The following is an 18,337-nucleotide window of genomic DNA, read 5'->3' on the forward strand; positions in this document are numbered from 1 at the left end:
TATGGATCCGATTTGGGGATTGTTACTTTTATTGGTTCTTTTCCTGGCCGGCCTGCCGGTCACCTATGCCCTGGGTTTTTCCGCCCTGTTCATCATGCGGTTCAGCACGGGTATGAAATGGATCACGATCGGCCAGCAGATGATGGCGGGCCTCAACAGCTTTACGATCCTGGCGGTGCCGCTTTTCCTGCTCGCCGGGAAACTGATGAATAAGTGCGGCGTTACCGACCGTCTGTTTAAATTTGCAAGAGCCATAGTGGGTTGGATGCCCGGCGGCCTGGGCCATGTGAACATACTGGCCAGCTTCATCTTCGCCGGGATGTCCGGAACGGCCATCGCGGACGCCAGCGGCCTGGGCCTCATTGAGATCAAGGCCATGAAGGATGCTGGGTACGACAAGGACTTCTCCTGTGCCGTCACAGCCGCTTCCTCGACCTTGGGCCCGATCATCCCGCCCAGTATGCCCCTCGTAGTGTACGGAACCATTTCCGGTACCTCCATAGGCGCGCTGTTCGTGGCAGGTGTGATTCCCGGGATCATCATGGGCGTGATCATGATGGCTCTGGTGTTCATATATGCTCTGATCCGGAAATATCCCAGAGACCGTGTGGGATCCAAGAGGGAACTTCTGCACGCATGTAAAGAGGGCTTTCTGCCCTGTATGACGCCTGTCATTATCCTCTTGGGCATCTACACCGGTATCTTCACCCCCACAGAGTCGGCCGCCATCGTTGTGGTGTACGCAGCTATTTTGGGGATTCTGGTGTACCGGGAAATCAATTTCAGAGAATTTGTGGATGTGCTGAAGGAGACTGTAGCGGATGCCATCGGTATCTGTATCCTGATCTCAGCGGCGACCTTGTTCGGAAACGTGCTGGTGAAGGCCATGATCCCTCAGACGGTCATGGAGTTTATCGTGAACAGCATCAACAACAAATACGTGTTCCTGCTGATCCTGAACCTGGCGCTCCTGCTGGTGGGTATGTTCATGGAGACCGTGTCAGCCATCACGATCCTGACGCCCATCATCCTGCCGGTAGCCGTGGCATTTGGGATCAACCCGATCCACCTTGGCATCATCATGGTGCTGAACCTGATGATCGGCGTAGTATCTCCGCCCTTCGGCGTGGTGCTGTTCGCCATCAACAAGGTAGGCGAGATTTCTTTCGGCCGTTTGGTGAAAGCTATGGTACCGTGGTTCATCGTGCTCCTTGCCGCGCTGGCTATCGTGACGATGCTGCCCTGGACCTGTACGTGGCTTCCTTCCACCATGGGCTTAGGCGGATTATAAACATAAAAAGGAGATATAAAATATCATGACACATGAACAAGAAGTGCTTGAGAAACTGAAACAATTCGATACGCCGAGTGTGACCAACGTGGTGGCGACCTATCCGGGAGATATGGAATACTGTCTGGGTCTTTATCATCCCTGGAATACCAAATGGTATACCGACGAGACCCTGAAGTGCATGTATCCGGAGCTCGGCAGGCTGGCCGGCCATGTTGTGACTGTTACATTTGGCCTTCCGGATCCTAAATTCAGCCGTTTGGGATTTGTGGATTTATACAAAGCCATTGAAAAAATGCCGAAGCCGGTGATCGTTGCGATGAAGCAGGACCTGCCGGAAGAGATCAAGAAAAAGAACGGCCTTTGCGGCGGCAATATGATGACCGCGTTCAAGTCCCTGGGCGTTATCGGCGTGATCTCCGACGGCCCCTCCAGAGACCTGGATGAAGTGCGCCCCATGGGGATGCAGTATATGCTGACAGGAGTCTGCGCGGGACACGGAGAGTTCAGCATCCACGCGATCAATACACCTGTGGATATCTGCGGCATGGAAGTGGCGCCCGGCGATATCGTACATATGGACGAAAATGGAGCGGTGAAGTTCCCCGCAGAGTATCTGGACGAAGTGGCAGAGCGCTGTGAGCGCCTTCAGGCCTACGAGACAAAGAAACAGAAGCTCCTCGCCGAGAACCATGATGCCGAGACTTTGGCCAAGATATTAAGCGACAACTATGAATAACCCATAATAGAGGAGACAAATCCATGAAAATAGTTGTGTTGGACGGATATACAGAGAATCCCGGGGATTTGAGCTGGGGAGGATTTGAGGCTCTCGGAGAGCTGACGGTTTACAACAGAACGAAAGCAGAGGAGATAGCGGGACGGATAGGGGATGCGGAGATTGTCATCACCAATAAGACTCCTATTTCCTCCGCGACCATGGAGAAGTGCCCGAACATCAGGTATATAGGTGTACTGGCTACCGGCTATAACGTAGTAGACACAGAGGCGGCCAGGAAGAGGGATATTGCGGTCAGCAATATTCCCACCTATGGAACTGATGCGGTAGGACAGTTTGCCATAGCCCTTCTTTTGGAGATCTGCCATCATATCGGCCACCACAGCATGGAAGTCCGCAGGGGGCGATGGGAAAATAATCCTGACTGGTGCTTCTGGGATTATCCGCTTATTGAGCTGGCGGGAAAAACCATGGGAGTCATCGGGTTTGGGAGAATCGGCAGGACAACAGCCAGAATTGCTCAGTCCATGGGCATGAAGGTGCTGGCCTATGATGAATACCGAAACCCGGATTTTGAAAAGGAAGGCTGCCGGTACGCAGAACTGTCCGAGCTTTTGGCAGAATCCGACGTGATCGCGCTGCACTGCCCCTTGTTCCCTTCTACGGAAGGCATGATAAATAAGGAAACCATAGCGAAGATGAAGGATGGAGTGATCATCCTGAATAATTCCAGGGGAGCTCTGATCAAAGAGCAGGATCTGGCAGAGGCGCTTGCTTCCGGAAAGGTTTATGCCGCCGGGCTGGATGTGGTCTCCACGGAGCCTATCAAAGAAGACAATCCGCTTCTCTCGGCTCCCAACTGTTTTATCACGCCTCATATTTCGTGGGCTCCCAGGGAGTCAAGAAAGAGACTCATGGACATCGCGGTACATAACCTGAAGGCTTTCCTGGAAGGCGAGCCTGTAAACATCGTAAACAAATAGGAGGGATAGTTGTGATTATCAATGATGCGTTTTCAGTGAACAAATATGCATACCTGGATGTTAAATTCGAGAAAGCATATGAATTTTTGAGAAGGAAAGACCTGGCTGATCTGCCGGTTGGAAAATATGAGATCGACGGCGAAGATGTGTTCGCCATGGTGCAGGAATATGAGACCTCACCGGAATCAGAGCTTCAGTTTGAAAGTCATAAGAAATACTTTGATATTCAGTATATGATCCATGGAAAAGAATACTTCAAAATGATTTCCACAGAAGGGCTTAAAGTAAAACAGCCTTATGACGAGAACAGCGACGTAATGTTTTATGAAGATCCGGAAGACAGCAGCGTTGCGTATCTGACCGACGGCCAGATGGCTGTAGTAGCGCCGGAGGAGGCACATAAGCCCCGCTGTGCTGCGGGCCAGCCTGAGAAAGTAAGAAAAATTGTGGCAAAGGTAAGAGTTTGACAGAATCTCAGATAAGCAGATTCAGAAAGTGGAGGTTATTATGTTAAAAATATCATTTCAGGAATTAGTTGATACATTTGAAAGAATTTTACTGAGCCGTAAGGTGGATCCGGAGCTCGCACATTTGGCGGCCCTGAACTTTGCTGAGACCAGCGCCGACGGCGTTTATTCCCACGGTGTGAACCGTTTTCCCAGAGTGATTGAATATCTGGACAAGGGTGTCGTAGACGGCAAGGCCACGCCGGAGTGCGTGAGTGCTTTTGGAGGCTTTGAACGCTGGGACGGCCATATGGGCCTTGGAAATGCCAACGCGAGAAAGGCCATGGACCGCGCCTGCGAACTGGCTAAAGAACATGGAATCGGAATCGTAGCCATCGGAAACACCAATCACTGGATGAGAGGCGGAGCTTATGGCTGGCAGGCGGCTGACAATGGCTGCATCGGAATGTGCTGGACCAATACCATGCCCAATATGCCCGCATGGGGGGGCATGGAGCCTAAGGTGGGAAATAATCCCTTTATCATTTCCATCCCCAAATCTGATGGACGTCACATTGTGGTGGATATGGCCATGAGCCAGTTTGCCTATGGAAAGATCGAGCTTGCCAGGATGAAAGGTGAGAAGCTGCCCGTGCCCGGAGGCTGGGACAGCGAGGGCAATGTGACCACAGATCCTGCGGAGATCGAGAAGACCCGCCGTGTTCTGCCCATCGGATACTGGAAGGGTTCCGGCATGTCCATCGCTCTTGACCTGGTGGCAGCCGTATTGTCCGGACGCAATTCCGTTACGGATATAGGAAAGAAGTATACTGAGGAAGTCGGACTCTCCCAGGTGCTGATTGCCATCGACCCTGAGTGCATGAATACCAAGGATCTGACCGACAGCATCATCGACACGGTCGTGGAAGATATCAAAGCGTCTACTCCGGAGAGAGAAGGCGGAAAGATCTTCTATCCCGGTGAAATTGAGATCAATACGAGAGAAGACCATATGAAGAACGGAATCCCTGTGCTGGAAGAAGTCTGGGAGAAAATTCAGTCTCTGTAAATACCCAAAAAGGAGGGGGCAGGTACCATGAAAGTTGAATTTGAAAAACTGATCTCGTGTGCACGGGAGATTTTTGAGAAAGCAGGAGTTCCCGGAGAAGAGGCGCAGATTGTGGCGGAAGAGCTGGCTATGGCCAATATGATGGGAGTAGATTCCCACGGCGTACTCAGGATTCCCCAGTATCTGGATGAGATGAAGAGCGGCCAGATCAAACCTGGTGCTTCGCTGGAAATCGTAAAAGAAACTCCCGTAACGGCCATTCTGGACTGTAAGCAGAACTTTGGACAGGTCGGAGCGAGGAAGATGGTGGACATCGTAGAGGAGAAGGCGAAGAAGAACTTCATGGCCTGCGCCCTCAGCCTGAACGCCAACCATATCGGACGCCTTGGTTCCTATACGGAAGAGCTGGCCAGAAGAGGTCTGATCGCCTTTGGTACCGTAGGTGTGTATTCTGTAGGACCGATGGCGCCCTGGGGAGCCATGGAACCGAAGCTGGGCACCAACCCGATCTCCTGGGCGGTTCCCAGAAAGGGACATGATCCGCTGGTAATGGACTGCGCGACCACCGTGGTGGCGGAAGGCAAACTGAGAGCCTACGTGCAGAACGGAAAACAGGTGCCGGAGGGCTGGATCAAAGACGGATATGGAAATGATACCACCAATCCTCTGGACTTCTATGCAGAGCCTAAGGGCTCCATCATGCCTATGGGCGGAAAGATCAGCGGAGCAAAGGGCTCCGGACTGGCGATCATGGCGGATATGTTCTCTGTGGTCCTGGCCAATGATGATTACTGGAGCTGGGAAAAGAACGGCGGCGTGAGATATGCGGAGAACAGCGTATATCTGATGGCTCTCAATCCGGAAGCATTCTATGGGCGGGAAGTATATGAAGAGCAGTGTGAAGTACATGCTCAGTTCATAAAGAACGCGAAGCCCGCGGAAGGCGTAAAGGAAGTGCTGCTTCCCGGCGAATTCGAGCAGAACATGGCCGCAAAGCGGAGGGCAGAGGGAATCGAGCTGGCGGACAACACCTGGGAAGGACTAATCGAGATCGCTCAGGGACTTGGCTGCAAATGGTCGGAAGGCTTAGAAGTATCCAAAAAAGAAAACAGGTTTGTCGGTTATTGATAAATAAAACGGAGGAATGAAACCATGAGAATCAAAGTAGCGGAGTTAAAAGAGTTCTGTCTCGATATCCTGACAGAAACAGGCATGCCTGAGGATGAGGCAAAGATTCTGACGGAAACGCTTCTGGAGGCTGACCAGAGGGGGGTTAAATCACATGGCGTGATGAGCCTGAAGCGTTACGTGAACCTGATGCAGACGGGCGTGATGCCGAAAAAGCTTGATTATAAAGTTGAGGTGGACAATCCAGTGATCGCAGTGTGGGACGGAAACCGCTGCTGCGGCCAGGTCCTGGGCCATACGGCCATGAAGGCGGCCATTGAAAAAGCAAAGACATATGGCATTGGCTTTGTAGGCGTGAAGAACAGCAACCATTTTGGAGCAGGCGCATATTATGCACAGCTGGCTGAAAAAGAGGGGATGATCGGTATCTCCGCATCCACAGGCGATCCTACCATGGCGCCTTGGGGCGGCGCAGAGAAAATGATCGGAAATAACCCTCTGGCTATTTCTGTTCCTACGAAAAATGTTCCTCCGATCACCCTGGATATGGCACAGAGTGTAGTGGCGTTTGGAAAGATCGCCAACATGAAACGCCAGGGCTGCAAGGAAGTGCCCGCAGGATGGGCGCTGGATGCAGAGGGTATGCCTACCACGGATATTGAAAAGGTGTATTCCGTAATGCCGCTGGGCGGCTACAAAGGTTTCGGACTTTCCCTGATGGTAGATGTCATCAGCGGCCTGCTGATCGGCGGAGGCACCGGCGTACGGGCGAACCCGGACCAGATGGGACCGGCTCATACCTTTATCGCGATCGATACAAAAGCATTTGGTGATACAGAACAGTTCCTGAACAGAGTGGATGCCCGTGTGGCAGAGTTTAAGTCCTGTAAAAAGTCAGCGAATTCGACCGGCATCTTTATGCCTGGCGAGATTGAAGAAAAATGCTATGCAGAATCACAGGAAGCGGCAGACATCATCCCCGAGATCGTGGATGATCTGAATGCGCTGGCTGAAGAAATGGGCAGAAAGGTCCGTTTGCATGAAGTTTGATTATTTTGTTCCTACGAAGCTGGTATTTGGATGCGGGACACTGAACAGTCTCCATGAACAGGAACTGCCGGGAAAAAAGGCCCTGATCGTAGTTACCTGTGGAAAGTCTGTGAAGGACAACGGGTATCTGGACCGGCTGGAAGAGCAGCTGCGTATGGCGGGCGTGGAATATGCAGTATTTGATAAGATCTTGCCGAACCCCGTAAAACGGCACGTGATGGAGGGCGCCGAGTGCGCCCGCCAGAACGGCTGTGATTTTGTGATCGGCCTGGGCGGTGGAAGCAGCATCGACGCTTCCAAGGCCATAGCGATCATGGCGGTGAATCCCGGGGATTATTGGGATTACGTAAATGGCGGAAGCGGAAAAGGGATGCCGATTCCCAACCGTCCCCTTCCCATTGTGGCGATCACGACCACTGCCGGGACCGGAACGGAGACGGACCCCTGGACGGTGAATACGAAGGAAGAGACCAATGAGAAGATTGGGTTTGGCTGTGACTGGACATTTCCGACTCTGTCTGTAGTGGATCCGGAGCTGATGCTGTCCGTGCCGAAGAAGTTTACGATCTATCAGGGATTTGACGCTCTTTTCCACAGTACGGAGTGCTATCTTCATAAAGCGGCCAGCGTGATCAGCGACATGTTTTGTATCAAGGGAATTGAGCTGATTGGAAAAAGCCTGGCCAGAGCAGTAGAGAACGGAAGTGATCTGGAGGCGAGGACAGACGTGGCGCTTGCCAATACTCTCGCTGGATTTTCTCAGTCACTGTCATGCTGCATTTCTGAGCATTCCCTAGAACATGCCATGAGTGCATACCACCATGACCTTCCCCACGGCGCAGGACTCATTTTGATCTGCAGGGCGTATTATACGTATTTGGTAAACAGCCATTCCTGCGATGAAAAGCTGGTGAACATGGCGAAAGCCTTAGGGAAAACGGATGCGAAGGAGCCCATGGATTTTGTTCATGCCCTGGAGGAGCTTTTAAAGGCCTGTGGAGCGGATGATTTAAAGATGTCAGATTTTGGTATCCGGGAAGACGAGTTCCGGACTCTGGCTAAAAATGCGAGAGATACGATGGGAGGCCTTTTTGAAGGCGATCCCTGTGAGATTGACGAGGATGCCTGCGTCCGGATTCTGCAGGAATCCTACCGGTAGCGGCAGGCCGTCATATCGGCGTGTCCATCGGAGCGTATGACTGTCAAAAAAGATTTCCGGCGCTCGGCGCGTGTTCCGGCTTCTGTTGAAAGAAGCGGAACACGCGTTTTTTTGCAAAATTTTTGTAATAGGAAATTGACAGGCGTTATGGTATACTGAAGATAAGACGGCAGAGAAGAACGGCGTGACAAAAGACGGAGAGGAGAAGTGAGGAGTATGGAAGGATATAACAGCGGTAGCTTTCAAAGCCAACCGGATTATCAAAATCCGGCCGGGGGCCAGAGCTGCACAGGATGGAATATGACTCCGAACCAGAGGGCGGTGAAGGACTGCGGAAGCTCCCCGTGTTTTTTAGCGGGCGTGATTCTCTATTCGGCCGCATTGCTGATCGGGCTGTTTCAAAGTGTCATGGGAAATGGGAGCGTCTATGTAAATATGGTGGAGCAGGCCGGGATGATCAATTCTGGAATTTTCTCTGGTATGGCCATCGTGTTGTCGCTTATCTTGATGGTTCCGGGAATCCTCATCTGCGCCGGCATGTGGATGTTTTATGGGAGCAGCAGAGGGGAAGGTGTACCGACGACAAGCGGACTCTCTCTGGCGAAGGGCGGAATGGTTGCCAACATGGTCGTCATCATCATTGGAGGAGCCCTGATCGTGGTGATCTTGGGGATTGCAGTGGCCGGCACCAGGGGTGCAGACTGGCATGGATATCTTCATTATTACTTTGGTTCCAGGTATATAGAAGGCAGCGAAGCGGCCATGGGGCTGCTCCTGGTGCTGGTGACCTTGATCTGCCTGGCAGTCGTGGGATTGGCGGCGGTATATCTGGCCAAAGCAATCAGGACAGGAAATGTGGTCGCCAATATCTGCCGGACCGGATGGCCGGATAAAAAACTGTCTATGTTCCTCATCGTGATGAATTTTATCGTAGTGGGCGTCAATCTTCTGAGCATCCTCTCTGGGATCGGAGGACTGAGCAGGGCGGTGAACCCGGACCTCATGCCCATTCTGCAAAATGCGTTGAGCGTGGGGGCCACCCTCTGCGTCACCATCAGCATCCTGAATCTGAGGAGCCGGCTCATAAGCGGCCGGTGACCAAAAAAAGATTGTATGATACTAAATACTTTTTGGAATCATTTTTTAATAAGCTCAGATCAAACCCCAGTTAGGCACCGGCAGAAGTTCCGGACCGTCACGATTTCGGTTCGCTGGCGATGCAGGGGCCGCTTTATCTCTGCTCCGGCAGTACCGCTCACATGTCGACGGAAGATCCGGATGATTTTCCGTCTCCTGTTCGCTCAGAAACGGAATCGGTATTTTTCGTTTCTGCCTCCCTCCGCCTGGGGAACACCGGCCGCAGCCCTGCGGCGCTCACCTTTAGGCCGGCCCGGAATCTTTCTGCCGGTGCCATTTCTGCCGCACCGTTTCGGATGGCTTCCATTCCTTTGATTTCATAAAAGTGTCAGGTATCCACACGGCCCGCGCGCCTAACGGCAGCGGGCCACGGCAGAACGCCCCAATAGCTTTTGAGGCAAACGGAAGATACTTTGGTGCGGGAGGAGGAGCAGGAGGAATAATCTGATCCCATCGTAAGGTGAGCGCCGCAGAGCCGTTAGCAGGATCTTCCCGGCCGCAGGGAGGTAAAAACCGAATTTCATGCAGGTTTTTATTGGAATCTGACATGGAAAAATTTAGGTTTATCCATGTCAGTTGGAAAGGACCGACTGGAGGCCGTAAAGATGCTGGTTACGGCTGCCAGCGAGCCGCCTGTATGGAATCGGATTTCCTCCTGCCTCATCTGGTTATAAAGATACGTTTGTTTTAAAGTATTTAAAGGTGTGAAAAAAACATAAAATTTTTCTTGCATTTTCCATATCATTCATGTATAATGTTATTTGCTGTGGCATGATAGCGATGAAGCGTGAGGTTGCTGCCCACTGTGGCAGGTTTTCCGTGGAGCGAATGTCAAGTTAGGAAACTGGCGACAAGTCACTGTACAGATTAAATCATCTACAACATAGACGTAGAAATGACGTGTGTGGTTTTACGATACACACGGGAGAGTGTACAGTCACCGCTTGTCGTACTTAGATTGAAAAGTGCGAAAAGGAGGCGACTTTTTTTATGGCAAGTCAAGTAATGAGAATCACATTGAAGGCTTATGACCATCAGCTGGTGGACCAGTCCGCCGGAAAAATCATCGAAACTGTAAAGAAAACCGGATCTCAGGTGAGCGGACCTGTGCCGCTGCCCACGAAGAAGGAAGTAATCACCATTCTCCGTGCTGTACACAAGTACAAGGATTCCAGAGAGCAGTTCGAACAGAGGACTCACAAGAGACTCATCGACATCACGGCGCCCACTCAGAAGACCGTTGATGCTCTTTCCAGATTGGAAATGCCTGCCGGTGTTTACATCGACATTAAGATGAAGACGAAGTAAGCAAAAAGGAAAAGGAAAAAGTCCGGAATCGGTTGACGATATAGAAGTAACGTAAAAGTTTATGTTCCACTTATATCTGACTGTTCTAGGATGATTGCCCATGTGGTAATCCGCTGTAGATTAACAGGAGGTAAAAGAATGAAGAAAGCGATTTTAGCGACAAAAGTCGGGATGACCCAGATCTTCACAGAAGACGGCGCACTCATTCCGGTAACCGTGCTTCAGGCTGGACCCTGCGTGGTCACACAGGTGAAGACAGTTGAAAACGACGGCTACGCGGCCGTTCAGGTAGGATTCGGCGACAAGAGAGAGAAGCTTGTGAGCAAGCCCCTGAAGGGACAGTTTGACAAAGCGGGCGTGTCCTATAAGAGATATGTAAGAGAGTTCAAATTTGAGAACGCGGCAGACTATAAAGTGGCGGACGAGATCAAGGCAGACATTTTTGCGGCTGGAGATAAGATTGACGCTACTGCGGTTTCCAAAGGGAAAGGTTTCCAGGGCGCGATCAAGCGTCACGGCCAGCACAGAGGACCTATGGCCCACGGTTCCAAATTCCACCGCCATGCCGGCTCCAACGGATCGGCATCAGATCCCAGCAAGGTATTCAAGGGCAAGAAGATGCCCGGCCAGATGGGCAACAAGAGAATCACCATCCAGAATCTGGAAGTGGTCAGAGTTGATGCGGAAAATAATATTCTGCTGGTAAAGGGCGCGGTGCCTGGACCCAGGAAGTGCCTGGTAACGATTAAGGAAACTGTAAAAGCAGTTTAATGTTTTTACACGGAAAGGAGGAACACACAGATGGCAAACGTATCTGTTTACAATATGGAAGGCAAAGAAGTTGGCACCTTGGAACTCAGCGATGCCGTGTTCGGTGTAAATGTGAATGAGCACCTGGTACACATGGCCGTGGTCAGCCAGCTTGCAAATAAGCGTCAGGGAACACAGAGCGCCAAAACACGTTCCGAAGTGAGCGGCGGCGGAAGGAAGCCCTGGAGACAGAAGGGTACCGGTCACGCAAGACAGGGTTCAACGAGAGCGCCCCAGTGGACCGGCGGCGGAGTAGTATTTGCCGTGAAGCCCAGGGATTATACGATCAAACTGAACAAGAAGGAGAGAAGGCTTGCACTGAAGTCCGCTCTTACTTCCAGAGTTGCCGAGAACAAATTTATCGTATTGGATGAACTTAAGTTTGAAGCGATCAAGACGAAGGCAATGAAGAACGTTCTTGACAGCCTGAAGGTAAATAAGGCACTGGTGGTCATGGATCAGAAGGATGAGAACGTCATGATGTCCGCGAGGAACATCGAAGGCGTGAAGACAGCCCTCACATCCACCATCAATGTATACGATATTCTGAAATACAACACAGTCATCACCACAAAGGCTGCTGTTGCTGCGATTGAGGAGGTGTACGCATAATGGCTGATATTAAGTACTATGACGTAATCCTGAAACCGGTAGTCACAGAAAAGACCATGAACCAGATGTCTGAAAAGAAGTACACGTTCCTGGTGCATGTAGATGCCAACAAGTGCATGATCAAAGAAGCGGTTCAGAAAATGTTCGCAGGCGTTAAAGTGGCTTCTGTGAATACCATGAACTGCGCCGGCAAAGAGCGTAGGAGAGGCAAAGATGTAGGCAAGACCGCCGCTACCAAGAAGGCGATCGTGAAGCTGACAGAAGACAGCGCAGACATCGAGATCTTCGAGGGCCTATAAGACTTGGCGATTGCCAGACATTTCTACCCGTTGGGACTTGGCGATTGCCGAGCTTACCCGTTGGGACTTGGCCATTAAACTATACGGCGGATATTATGCCGTGATAACAAAACACACTCGACAGAGTTGTACAGTAGAAAGGAGTAAGGAAATGGGAATTAAGACATACAATCCCTATACACCTTCCAGACGAAATATGACCGGCTCTGATTTCTCGGAAATCACAAAGAGCACACCGGAGAAAGCCTTAGTAGTTTCTCTGAATAAGAATTCCGGCCGGAACAACCAGGGCAAGATCACAGTGAGACACCGCGGAGGCGGTTCCAGAAGGAAATACAGGATCATCGATTTCAAGAGGAAAAAAGATGGTATTCCCGCAACTGTAATCGGTATTGAATATGATCCCAACAGAAGCGCAAACATCGCCCTCATCTGCTACGCAGACGGCGAGAAAGCATATATCCTGGCACCCGAAGGGCTGAAGGACGGCATGAAGGTCATGAGCGGCGAGGCGGCTGAAGCAAAAGTCGGCAACTGCCTTGAACTGAAAGACATCCCGATCGGTACTCAGGTGCACAACATTGAGCTGTACCCCGGTGCAGGCGGACAGATGGTCCGTTCGGCTGGTGTCAGCGCACAGCTGATGGCTAAGGAAGGCAAATATGCCACCTTAAGACTTCCTTCAGGCGAAATGAGAATGGTGCCCATCATCTGCCGGGCAACGATCGGCGTTGTAGGAAACGGCGACCATTCCCTGATTAACATTGGTAAAGCTGGACGTAAGCGCAACATGGGCATCCGTCCTACCGTCCGCGGTTCTGTCATGAACCCCAACGACCATCCCCACGGCGGTGGCGAAGGAAAAGCAGGTATCGGGCGTCCCGGTCCCAGCACTCCTTGGGGCAAGCCTGCTCTGGGTCTGAAGACCAGGAAGAAGAATAAGAAATCCAATAAGTTAATCGTAAGAAGACGCGATGGCAAGACCATTAAGTAATCGATAAGAAGGAGGTAAACCAATGGCTCGCTCACTGAAAAAAGGACCATTTGCAGATGACCATTTATTAAAGAAGGTAGATGCGATGAACGCCGCAGGACAGAAGCAGGTTATCAAGACCTGGTCCCGCCGTTCCACTATCTTTCCGCAGATGGTTGGACATACAATTGCAGTTCACGACGGCAGAAAACATGTTCCGGTATACGTTACCGAGGATATGGTAGGCCATAAGCTTGGCGAATTCGTTGCTACCAGAACCTACAGAGGCCACGGTAAGGACGAGAAGAAGACCGGCAAGCGTTAATCGGGAATAGAGAAAGGAGGTTTTATCCATGGCTAAGGGACACAGAAGTCAAATTAAAAGACAGAGAAATGAGAACAAAGATACCAGACCTTCAGCAAAGTTATCCTATGCTAGAGTATCTGTTCAGAAAGCATGCTTTGTATTAGACGCCATCAGAGGCAAGGATGTGCAGACCGCACTCGGTATTGTTACCTACAATCCCAGATATGCTTCTACTTTAATAGAGAAATTACTGAAATCGGCAATCGCGAATGCTGAGAACAACAATGGCATGAACCCCGAAAAGCTTTACGTGGAGGAATGCTACGCGAACAAGGGGCCGACAATGAAGAGAATCAAACCGAGAGCACAGGGAAGGGCTTACAGGATCGAGAAGAGAATGAGCCATATTACTGTTGTGCTGAATGAAAGATAGGAGGGCATTATGGGACAGAAAGTGAATCCTCATGGCTTGAGAGTCGGAATTATCAAGGATTGGGACTCCAAATGGTATGCGGAAGCTGATTTTGCCGACAATCTGGTAGAAGACCACAAGATCAGGACTTACCTGAAAAAGAGATTATACAGCGCGGGCGTTTCCAGGATCGAGATCGAGAGAGCGTCCGACCGCTTAAAAGTGATTATTTATACAGCAAAGCCCGGTATCGTGATCGGTAAGGGCGGATCTGAGATCGAGAAGCTGAAAGCTCAGGTTCAGAAAATGACCTCCAAGAAGCTTTTCATCGATATCAAAGAAGTAAAAAGACCTGACAAAGATGCGCAGCTGGTAGCTGAGAGTATTGCTCTTCAGCTCGAGAACCGTATTTCCTTCAGACGTGCCATGAAGTCCACCATGGGCAGGACCATGAAGGGAGGAGCTCTCGGCATCAAGACCTCCGTGTCCGGACGTGTGGGCGGCGCAGATATGGCGCGTACAGAGTTCTACAGCGACGGTACGATTCCGCTGCAGACCCTGAGAGCCGACATTGATTACGGTTTCGCCGAAGCAAATACTACCTACGGCAAGGTTGGCGTAAAGGTATGGATCTACAAAGGTGAGGTTCTTCCAGCTAAAAAGGAAGGGGGAGCTAAATAATGTTAATGCCTAAAAGAGTTAAACGTCGTAAACAATTCCGCGGAAGCATGGCCGGAAAAGCCATGAGAGGAAATAAGATCAGCAATGGTGAATATGGCCTTGTAGCTATGGAGCCCGCTTGGATCAAGTCCAATCAGATCGAGGCTGCCCGTGTGGCCATGACCAGATATATCAAGCGTGGCGGTCAAGTTTGGATTAAAATCTTCCCCGATAAGCCCGTAACTACGAAACCGGCTGAGACCCGTATGGGTTCTGGTAAAGGCTCGCTGGAATACTGGGTGGCAGTTGTCAAGCCCGGCCGCGTGATGTTCGAGATCGCAGGCATACCAGAGGAAACAGCCAGAGAAGCATTACGTCTTGCTATGCATAAGCTGCCAGTAAAATGTAAAGTTGTTTCTCGCGCAGACTTAGAAGGCGGTGATAACAGTGAAAATTAATAAGTATGTAGAAGATTTGAGGACAAAATCAGCTGCAGAATTAAACGAAGAATTAGTAGCTGCTAAGAAGGAACTTTTTAACCTGAGATTTCAGAATGCAACCAACCAGCTGGATAACACAAGCAGAATCAAAGAGGTTCGCAAGAACATCGCCAGGATTCAGACCGTGATTACCGCGAAGGCTGCTGAATAGTCATAAGCGCTATGAAAGGAGAAACATCCGTGGAAAGAAATTTAAGAAAGACCCGTACCGGCAAGGTTGTCAGCGACAAAATGGACAAGACAGTTGTTGTTGCGATCGAGGACCATGTAAAACATCCTTTATACGGCAAAATCGTGAAAAGAACTTATAAGCTGAAAGCACATGACGAAAAGAATGAGTGCACGGTCGGCGATACAGTAAAGGTTATGGAAACGAGACCTTTATCCAAGGATAAGAGATGGAGACTTGTCGAGATTATCAATAAAGCAAAATAAGCTTTTGATCCGACTGAAAGGAGAGTTATCATGATTCAGCAAGAAACCAGACTGAAGGTGGCTGACAACACTGGTGCTAAAGAACTCCTCTGCATCCGTGTAATGGGCGGTTCCACCAGAAGATATGCAAGTATTGGCGATGTTATCGTTGCTACGGTTAAAGATGCAACGCCTGGCGGTGTTGTAAAGAAGGGTGACGTAGTCAAGGCTGTGGTGGTACGTACCGTGAACAGCACCCGCCGTAAAGACGGTTCTTATATCAGATTCGATGAAAATGCTGCCGTCATCATCAGAGATGACAAGACCCCCAGAGGTACCCGTATCTTTGGACCTGTTGCAAGAGAGCTCAGAGAGAAACAGTTCATGAAGATTGTCTCCCTGGCTCCCGAAGTATTATAAGGAGGTGCAGGGGAATGGCGACCATGAAAATTAAGAAAGGCGATATGGTTAAAGTTATCGCCGGTAAAGATAAAGACAAAGAAGGCAAGGTCATCCGCGTTGACAGAAAAAACAGCCGTGTGGTTGTGGAAGGTGTGAACATGCTCACAAAGCACACCAAGCCCAGCGCGCAGAATCAGCAGGGCGGGATCGTCAACATGGAAGGATCGATCGATGCTTCCAACGTTATGTACCTTCACAACGGCAAAGCAACCAGAGTCGGTTTTGACGTAAAAGACGGCAAAAAGGTCCGCGTTGCGAAGTCAACCGGTGAAGTGATAGACTAATCAGAAAGGAGGTCAGAAAATTGAGTAGATTAAAAGAATTATACACAGGTGAGATCAAGGACGCTATGATGAAGAAGTTCGGCTATAAAAACGTCATGGAAATCCCGAAGCTTGAAAAAGTCGTGATCAACATGGGAATTGGCGAGGCAAAGGAAAATGCCAAGATCCTTGATTCAGCCATTAAAGATATGGAAACGATCGCAGGCCAGAAAGCAGTATTGACAAAGGCAAAGAAATCCATAGCAAACTTCAAGATCAGAGAAGGCATGCCCATCGGCTGCAAGGTGACCTTGAGAGGCGAGAGGATGTATGAATTCGTTGACCGCCTTGTGAATCTGGCACTGCCCCGTGTACGTGACTTCCGCGGTGTGAACCCCAACGCGTTTGACGGCAGGGGAAACTTCGCGCTTGGCATTAAAGAGCAGCTGATTTTCCCTGAGATTGAATATGATAAGGTCGATAAAGTAAGAGGTATGGATATCATTTTTGTCACAACGGCAAAAACAGATGAGGAAGCTCGTGAACTTTTGACATTATTCAATATGCCGTTTTCTAAATAAGTAGGAGGAAGATCCAATGGCAAAAACTTCAATGAAGATCAAACAGCAGAGACCGGCAAAGTTCTCCTCGAGAGAGTACAGCCGCTGCAGAATCTGCGGCCGTCCGCATGCATATCTGAGAAAATACGGAATTTGCAGAATTTGTTTCCGTGAATTAGCATATAAAGGACAGATTCCCGGAGTAAAAAAAGCAAGCTGGTAAATATCCCACACTTGGCGAGGCTTATGCTCCAGATACAAGTGATGCAAATTTAAATAAGGAGGCAAATTAAAATGACTATGAGCGATCCCATTGCAGATATGCTTACTAGAATCCGTAATGCAAATACTGCAAAGCACGATACAGTAGATATCCCTGCATCAAAAATGAAAGTGGCGATTGCCGATATTTTGGTGAAGGAAGGATACCTTGCAAAGTATGACCTCGTAGAGGACGGCGCTTTCAAGACCATCCGTGCTACGCTTAAATATGGCAAGGATAAGAACGAAAAAATCATTACCGGCCTGAAGAGAATCTCCAAGCCCGGGCTGCGTGTTTATGCAGGAAGAGAAGAGCTTCCCAAGGTACTTGGCGGACTCGGAATCGCGATCATCTCCACCAATAAAGGTGTTCTGACAGATAAAGAAGCGAGAGAGATGAATGTCGGCGGCGAAGTGTTAGCGTTTATCTGGTAAGGATGCGGACACCTGGCGAATATAAGCCGAAGTTAAGTTAATAGTGAAGAGTGAACAGTTTATCCAGGCTGTCTGCTCGCGCGATTAACGGAAACTATTAACCATAATAAAGGAGGTACGGGCATGTCACGTATAGGAAGAATGCCAATCGCGGTACCGGCTGGAGTAACAGTCGATATTGCAGAAAATAATAAAGTAGTAGTAAAGGGACCGAAAGGAACTCTGGAGAGAGTCCTTCCCGCAGAAATGGAAATTAAGCTGGAAGACAGCAATATCATTGTATCAAGACCGAATGATCTGAAGAAAATGAAATCTTTACATGGTTTGACCAGAAGCCTGCTCGCCAACATGGTGCACGGTGTTACCGAAGGATATGAAAAAGTCCTTGAAGTAAACGGCGTTGGTTACAAGGCGCAGAAGCAGGGCAAGAAGCTTGTTTTGTCACTGGGCTACTCCCATCCGGTTGAAATGGAAGATCCCGAAGGTCTGGAGTCTGCGGTAGACGGCCAGAACAAAATCATCGTAAAGGGTATCGATAAAGAAAAAGTTGGCCAATACGCTGCTGAGATCAGAGATAAGAGACGTCCTGAACCTTATAAGGGCAAGGGTATCAAGTATGCTGACGAAGTGATCAGACGTAAAGTTGGCAAGACCGGTAAAAAATAATAAATAGGAGGAGTGACAAAAATGATTAGCAAGGAATCAAGAACGGAAGTCCGTCGTAATAAACATAGAAAAATCCGCAATCGTTTCAGTGGAACCGCTGAGAGACCGCGTCTGGCTGTGTTTAGAAGCAATAATCATATGTACGCTCAGATTATCGATGATACGGTCGGTAATACTTTAGTATCAGCATCTACTTTGCAGAAGGATGTAAAGGCTGAGCTCACCAAGACGAATAATGTGGAAGCTGCCGCTCACCTGGGAACCGTTATCGCAAAGAAAGCGCTGGAAAAGGGTATCACCACTGTCGTATTCGACAGAGGAGGATTCATCTATCAGGGCAAAGTTCAGGCGTTGGCAGATGCAGCTCGCGAAGCTGGTCTGGAATTCTAATCG

Annotated in this window: 28 protein-coding genes; 27 read left to right on the forward strand and 1 reads right to left on the reverse strand. The window is 49.7% G+C overall.

The features are described 5' to 3' along the window. Window position 1: 1 nt before the first annotated feature. The 9 genes from H9Q78_RS10415 (at window position 2) to H9Q78_RS10455 (ending at window position 8,963) form a co-directional block, all read left to right on the forward strand. On the forward strand, window positions 2-1,291 hold the full coding sequence (locus H9Q78_RS10415) for a TRAP transporter large permease (protein WP_249301587.1): 1,290 nt from the start codon (window positions 2-4) through the stop codon (window positions 1,289-1,291). 25 nt (window positions 1,292-1,316) lie between these two features. Continuing rightward, on the forward strand, window positions 1,317-2,030 hold the full coding sequence (locus tag H9Q78_RS10420; protein WP_147595185.1) for an RraA family protein: 714 nt from the start codon (window positions 1,317-1,319) through the stop codon (window positions 2,028-2,030). A gap of 23 nt (window positions 2,031-2,053) precedes the next feature. Then, on the forward strand, window positions 2,054-3,013 hold the full coding sequence (locus H9Q78_RS10425) for a D-2-hydroxyacid dehydrogenase (protein ID WP_249301589.1): 960 nt from the start codon (window positions 2,054-2,056) through the stop codon (window positions 3,011-3,013). Window positions 3,014-3,024: 11 nt separating this feature from the next. Beyond that, complete coding sequence (locus H9Q78_RS10430; RefSeq protein WP_249301592.1) at window positions 3,025-3,480, forward strand: YhcH/YjgK/YiaL family protein; 456 nt, start codon at window positions 3,025-3,027, stop codon at window positions 3,478-3,480. 40 nt (window positions 3,481-3,520) lie between these two features. Beyond that, window positions 3,521-4,528 (forward strand): 3-dehydro-L-gulonate 2-dehydrogenase, encoded by a 1,008-nt coding sequence (yiaK, locus tag H9Q78_RS10435; protein WP_249301595.1) that lies wholly within the window; start codon window positions 3,521-3,523, stop codon window positions 4,526-4,528. 27 nt (window positions 4,529-4,555) lie between these two features. Then, the gene (locus tag H9Q78_RS10440) at window positions 4,556-5,656 is read left to right on the forward strand and encodes an Ldh family oxidoreductase (protein ID WP_249301597.1); all 1,101 of its coding nucleotides are present in this window, start codon (window positions 4,556-4,558) and stop codon (window positions 5,654-5,656) included. 24 nt (window positions 5,657-5,680) lie between these two features. Then, entirely contained in the window at window positions 5,681-6,706 is a 1,026-nt protein-coding gene (locus tag H9Q78_RS10445) for an Ldh family oxidoreductase (protein WP_249301600.1), read from the forward strand. Beyond that, window positions 6,696-7,865, forward strand: a complete 1,170-nt coding sequence (locus H9Q78_RS10450) for an iron-containing alcohol dehydrogenase (protein WP_249301602.1) — start codon at window positions 6,696-6,698, stop codon at window positions 7,863-7,865. The genes H9Q78_RS10445 and H9Q78_RS10450 overlap by 11 nt, the downstream gene beginning before the upstream one ends. A 216-nt stretch (window positions 7,866-8,081) precedes the next feature. Next, on the forward strand, window positions 8,082-8,963 hold the full coding sequence (locus H9Q78_RS10455; protein ID WP_249301605.1) for a hypothetical protein: 882 nt from the start codon (window positions 8,082-8,084) through the stop codon (window positions 8,961-8,963). 157 nt (window positions 8,964-9,120) lie between these two features. Here H9Q78_RS10455 and H9Q78_RS10460 read toward each other — a convergent pair whose 3' ends face one another. Further along, on the reverse strand, window positions 9,121-9,309 hold the full coding sequence (locus tag H9Q78_RS10460) for a hypothetical protein (protein ID WP_249301606.1): 189 nt from the start codon (window positions 9,307-9,309) through the stop codon (window positions 9,121-9,123). Window positions 9,310-9,992: 683 nt separating this feature from the next. Here H9Q78_RS10460 and rpsJ point away from each other — a divergent pair. The 18 genes from rpsJ to rplR all read left to right on the forward strand — a co-directional run bounded on the left by rpsJ (window position 9,993) and on the right by rplR (window position 18,334). Then, window positions 9,993-10,310: a 30S ribosomal protein S10 gene (gene rpsJ, locus H9Q78_RS10465; RefSeq protein ID WP_147595176.1), complete on the forward strand. Its 318-nt coding sequence runs from the start codon at window positions 9,993-9,995 to the stop codon at window positions 10,308-10,310. 138 nt (window positions 10,311-10,448) lie between these two features. After that, complete coding sequence (gene rplC, locus H9Q78_RS10470) at window positions 10,449-11,081, forward strand: 50S ribosomal protein L3 (protein ID WP_147595175.1); 633 nt, start codon at window positions 10,449-10,451, stop codon at window positions 11,079-11,081. A gap of 30 nt (window positions 11,082-11,111) precedes the next feature. Further along, window positions 11,112-11,732: a 50S ribosomal protein L4 gene (gene rplD, locus H9Q78_RS10475; protein WP_249301608.1), complete on the forward strand. Its 621-nt coding sequence runs from the start codon at window positions 11,112-11,114 to the stop codon at window positions 11,730-11,732. Further along, window positions 11,732-12,031 (forward strand): 50S ribosomal protein L23, encoded by a 300-nt coding sequence (rplW, locus tag H9Q78_RS10480; RefSeq protein ID WP_249301610.1) that lies wholly within the window; start codon window positions 11,732-11,734, stop codon window positions 12,029-12,031. Before rplD ends, rplW begins: the two co-directional genes overlap by 1 nt. Before the next feature lie 151 nt (window positions 12,032-12,182). After that, window positions 12,183-13,025 carry a 50S ribosomal protein L2 gene (gene rplB, locus H9Q78_RS10485; protein WP_249301612.1) on the forward strand — a complete coding sequence of 281 codons (843 nt, stop codon included), beginning with the start codon at window positions 12,183-12,185 and terminating at the stop codon, window positions 13,023-13,025. Between the two features lie 22 nt (window positions 13,026-13,047). Beyond that, window positions 13,048-13,329, forward strand: a complete 282-nt coding sequence (gene rpsS, locus H9Q78_RS10490) for a 30S ribosomal protein S19 (protein WP_147595171.1) — start codon at window positions 13,048-13,050, stop codon at window positions 13,327-13,329. 28 nt (window positions 13,330-13,357) lie between these two features. Beyond that, window positions 13,358-13,744 (forward strand): 50S ribosomal protein L22, encoded by a 387-nt coding sequence (gene rplV / locus H9Q78_RS10495; protein ID WP_147595170.1) that lies wholly within the window; start codon window positions 13,358-13,360, stop codon window positions 13,742-13,744. A 9-nt stretch (window positions 13,745-13,753) separates the two neighbouring features. Beyond that, window positions 13,754-14,404, forward strand: coding sequence for a 30S ribosomal protein S3 (gene rpsC, locus H9Q78_RS10500; protein ID WP_147595169.1), 651 nt, complete (start codon window positions 13,754-13,756; stop codon window positions 14,402-14,404). Beyond that, window positions 14,404-14,841 carry a 50S ribosomal protein L16 gene (rplP, locus tag H9Q78_RS10505; RefSeq protein WP_147595168.1) on the forward strand — a complete coding sequence of 146 codons (438 nt, stop codon included), beginning with the start codon at window positions 14,404-14,406 and terminating at the stop codon, window positions 14,839-14,841. Before rpsC ends, rplP begins: the two co-directional genes overlap by 1 nt. After that, window positions 14,831-15,034, forward strand: coding sequence for a 50S ribosomal protein L29 (rpmC, locus tag H9Q78_RS10510; protein WP_147595167.1), 204 nt, complete (start codon window positions 14,831-14,833; stop codon window positions 15,032-15,034). The genes rplP and rpmC overlap by 11 nt, the downstream gene beginning before the upstream one ends. Before the next feature lie 29 nt (window positions 15,035-15,063). Beyond that, window positions 15,064-15,318, forward strand: a complete 255-nt coding sequence (rpsQ, locus tag H9Q78_RS10515) for a 30S ribosomal protein S17 (protein WP_408611436.1) — start codon at window positions 15,064-15,066, stop codon at window positions 15,316-15,318. A gap of 30 nt (window positions 15,319-15,348) precedes the next feature. After that, complete coding sequence (gene rplN / locus H9Q78_RS10520) at window positions 15,349-15,717, forward strand: 50S ribosomal protein L14 (RefSeq protein WP_147595165.1); 369 nt, start codon at window positions 15,349-15,351, stop codon at window positions 15,715-15,717. A 14-nt stretch (window positions 15,718-15,731) separates the two neighbouring features. After that, the gene (rplX, locus tag H9Q78_RS10525; RefSeq protein ID WP_249301618.1) at window positions 15,732-16,043 is read left to right on the forward strand and encodes a 50S ribosomal protein L24; all 312 of its coding nucleotides are present in this window, start codon (window positions 15,732-15,734) and stop codon (window positions 16,041-16,043) included. A gap of 20 nt (window positions 16,044-16,063) precedes the next feature. Next, window positions 16,064-16,603, forward strand: coding sequence for a 50S ribosomal protein L5 (gene rplE, locus H9Q78_RS10530; RefSeq protein ID WP_249301620.1), 540 nt, complete (start codon window positions 16,064-16,066; stop codon window positions 16,601-16,603). Between the two features lie 16 nt (window positions 16,604-16,619). Then, window positions 16,620-16,805 (forward strand): type Z 30S ribosomal protein S14, encoded by a 186-nt coding sequence (locus tag H9Q78_RS10535; protein WP_147595162.1) that lies wholly within the window; start codon window positions 16,620-16,622, stop codon window positions 16,803-16,805. 71 nt (window positions 16,806-16,876) lie between these two features. After that, complete coding sequence (rpsH, locus tag H9Q78_RS10540; RefSeq protein ID WP_147595161.1) at window positions 16,877-17,278, forward strand: 30S ribosomal protein S8; 402 nt, start codon at window positions 16,877-16,879, stop codon at window positions 17,276-17,278. A gap of 123 nt (window positions 17,279-17,401) precedes the next feature. Then, window positions 17,402-17,944 carry a 50S ribosomal protein L6 gene (gene rplF / locus H9Q78_RS10545; RefSeq protein ID WP_249301623.1) on the forward strand — a complete coding sequence of 181 codons (543 nt, stop codon included), beginning with the start codon at window positions 17,402-17,404 and terminating at the stop codon, window positions 17,942-17,944. A 21-nt stretch (window positions 17,945-17,965) separates the two neighbouring features. Continuing rightward, the gene (gene rplR, locus H9Q78_RS10550) at window positions 17,966-18,334 is read left to right on the forward strand and encodes a 50S ribosomal protein L18 (RefSeq protein WP_147595159.1); all 369 of its coding nucleotides are present in this window, start codon (window positions 17,966-17,968) and stop codon (window positions 18,332-18,334) included. Window positions 18,335-18,337: the final 3 nt, after the last annotated feature.

Origin of the sequence: Qiania dongpingensis, assembly GCF_014337195.1 — a bacterium.
GTDB classification, from domain to species: Bacteria; Bacillota; Clostridia; order Lachnospirales; family Lachnospiraceae; genus Lientehia; species Lientehia dongpingensis.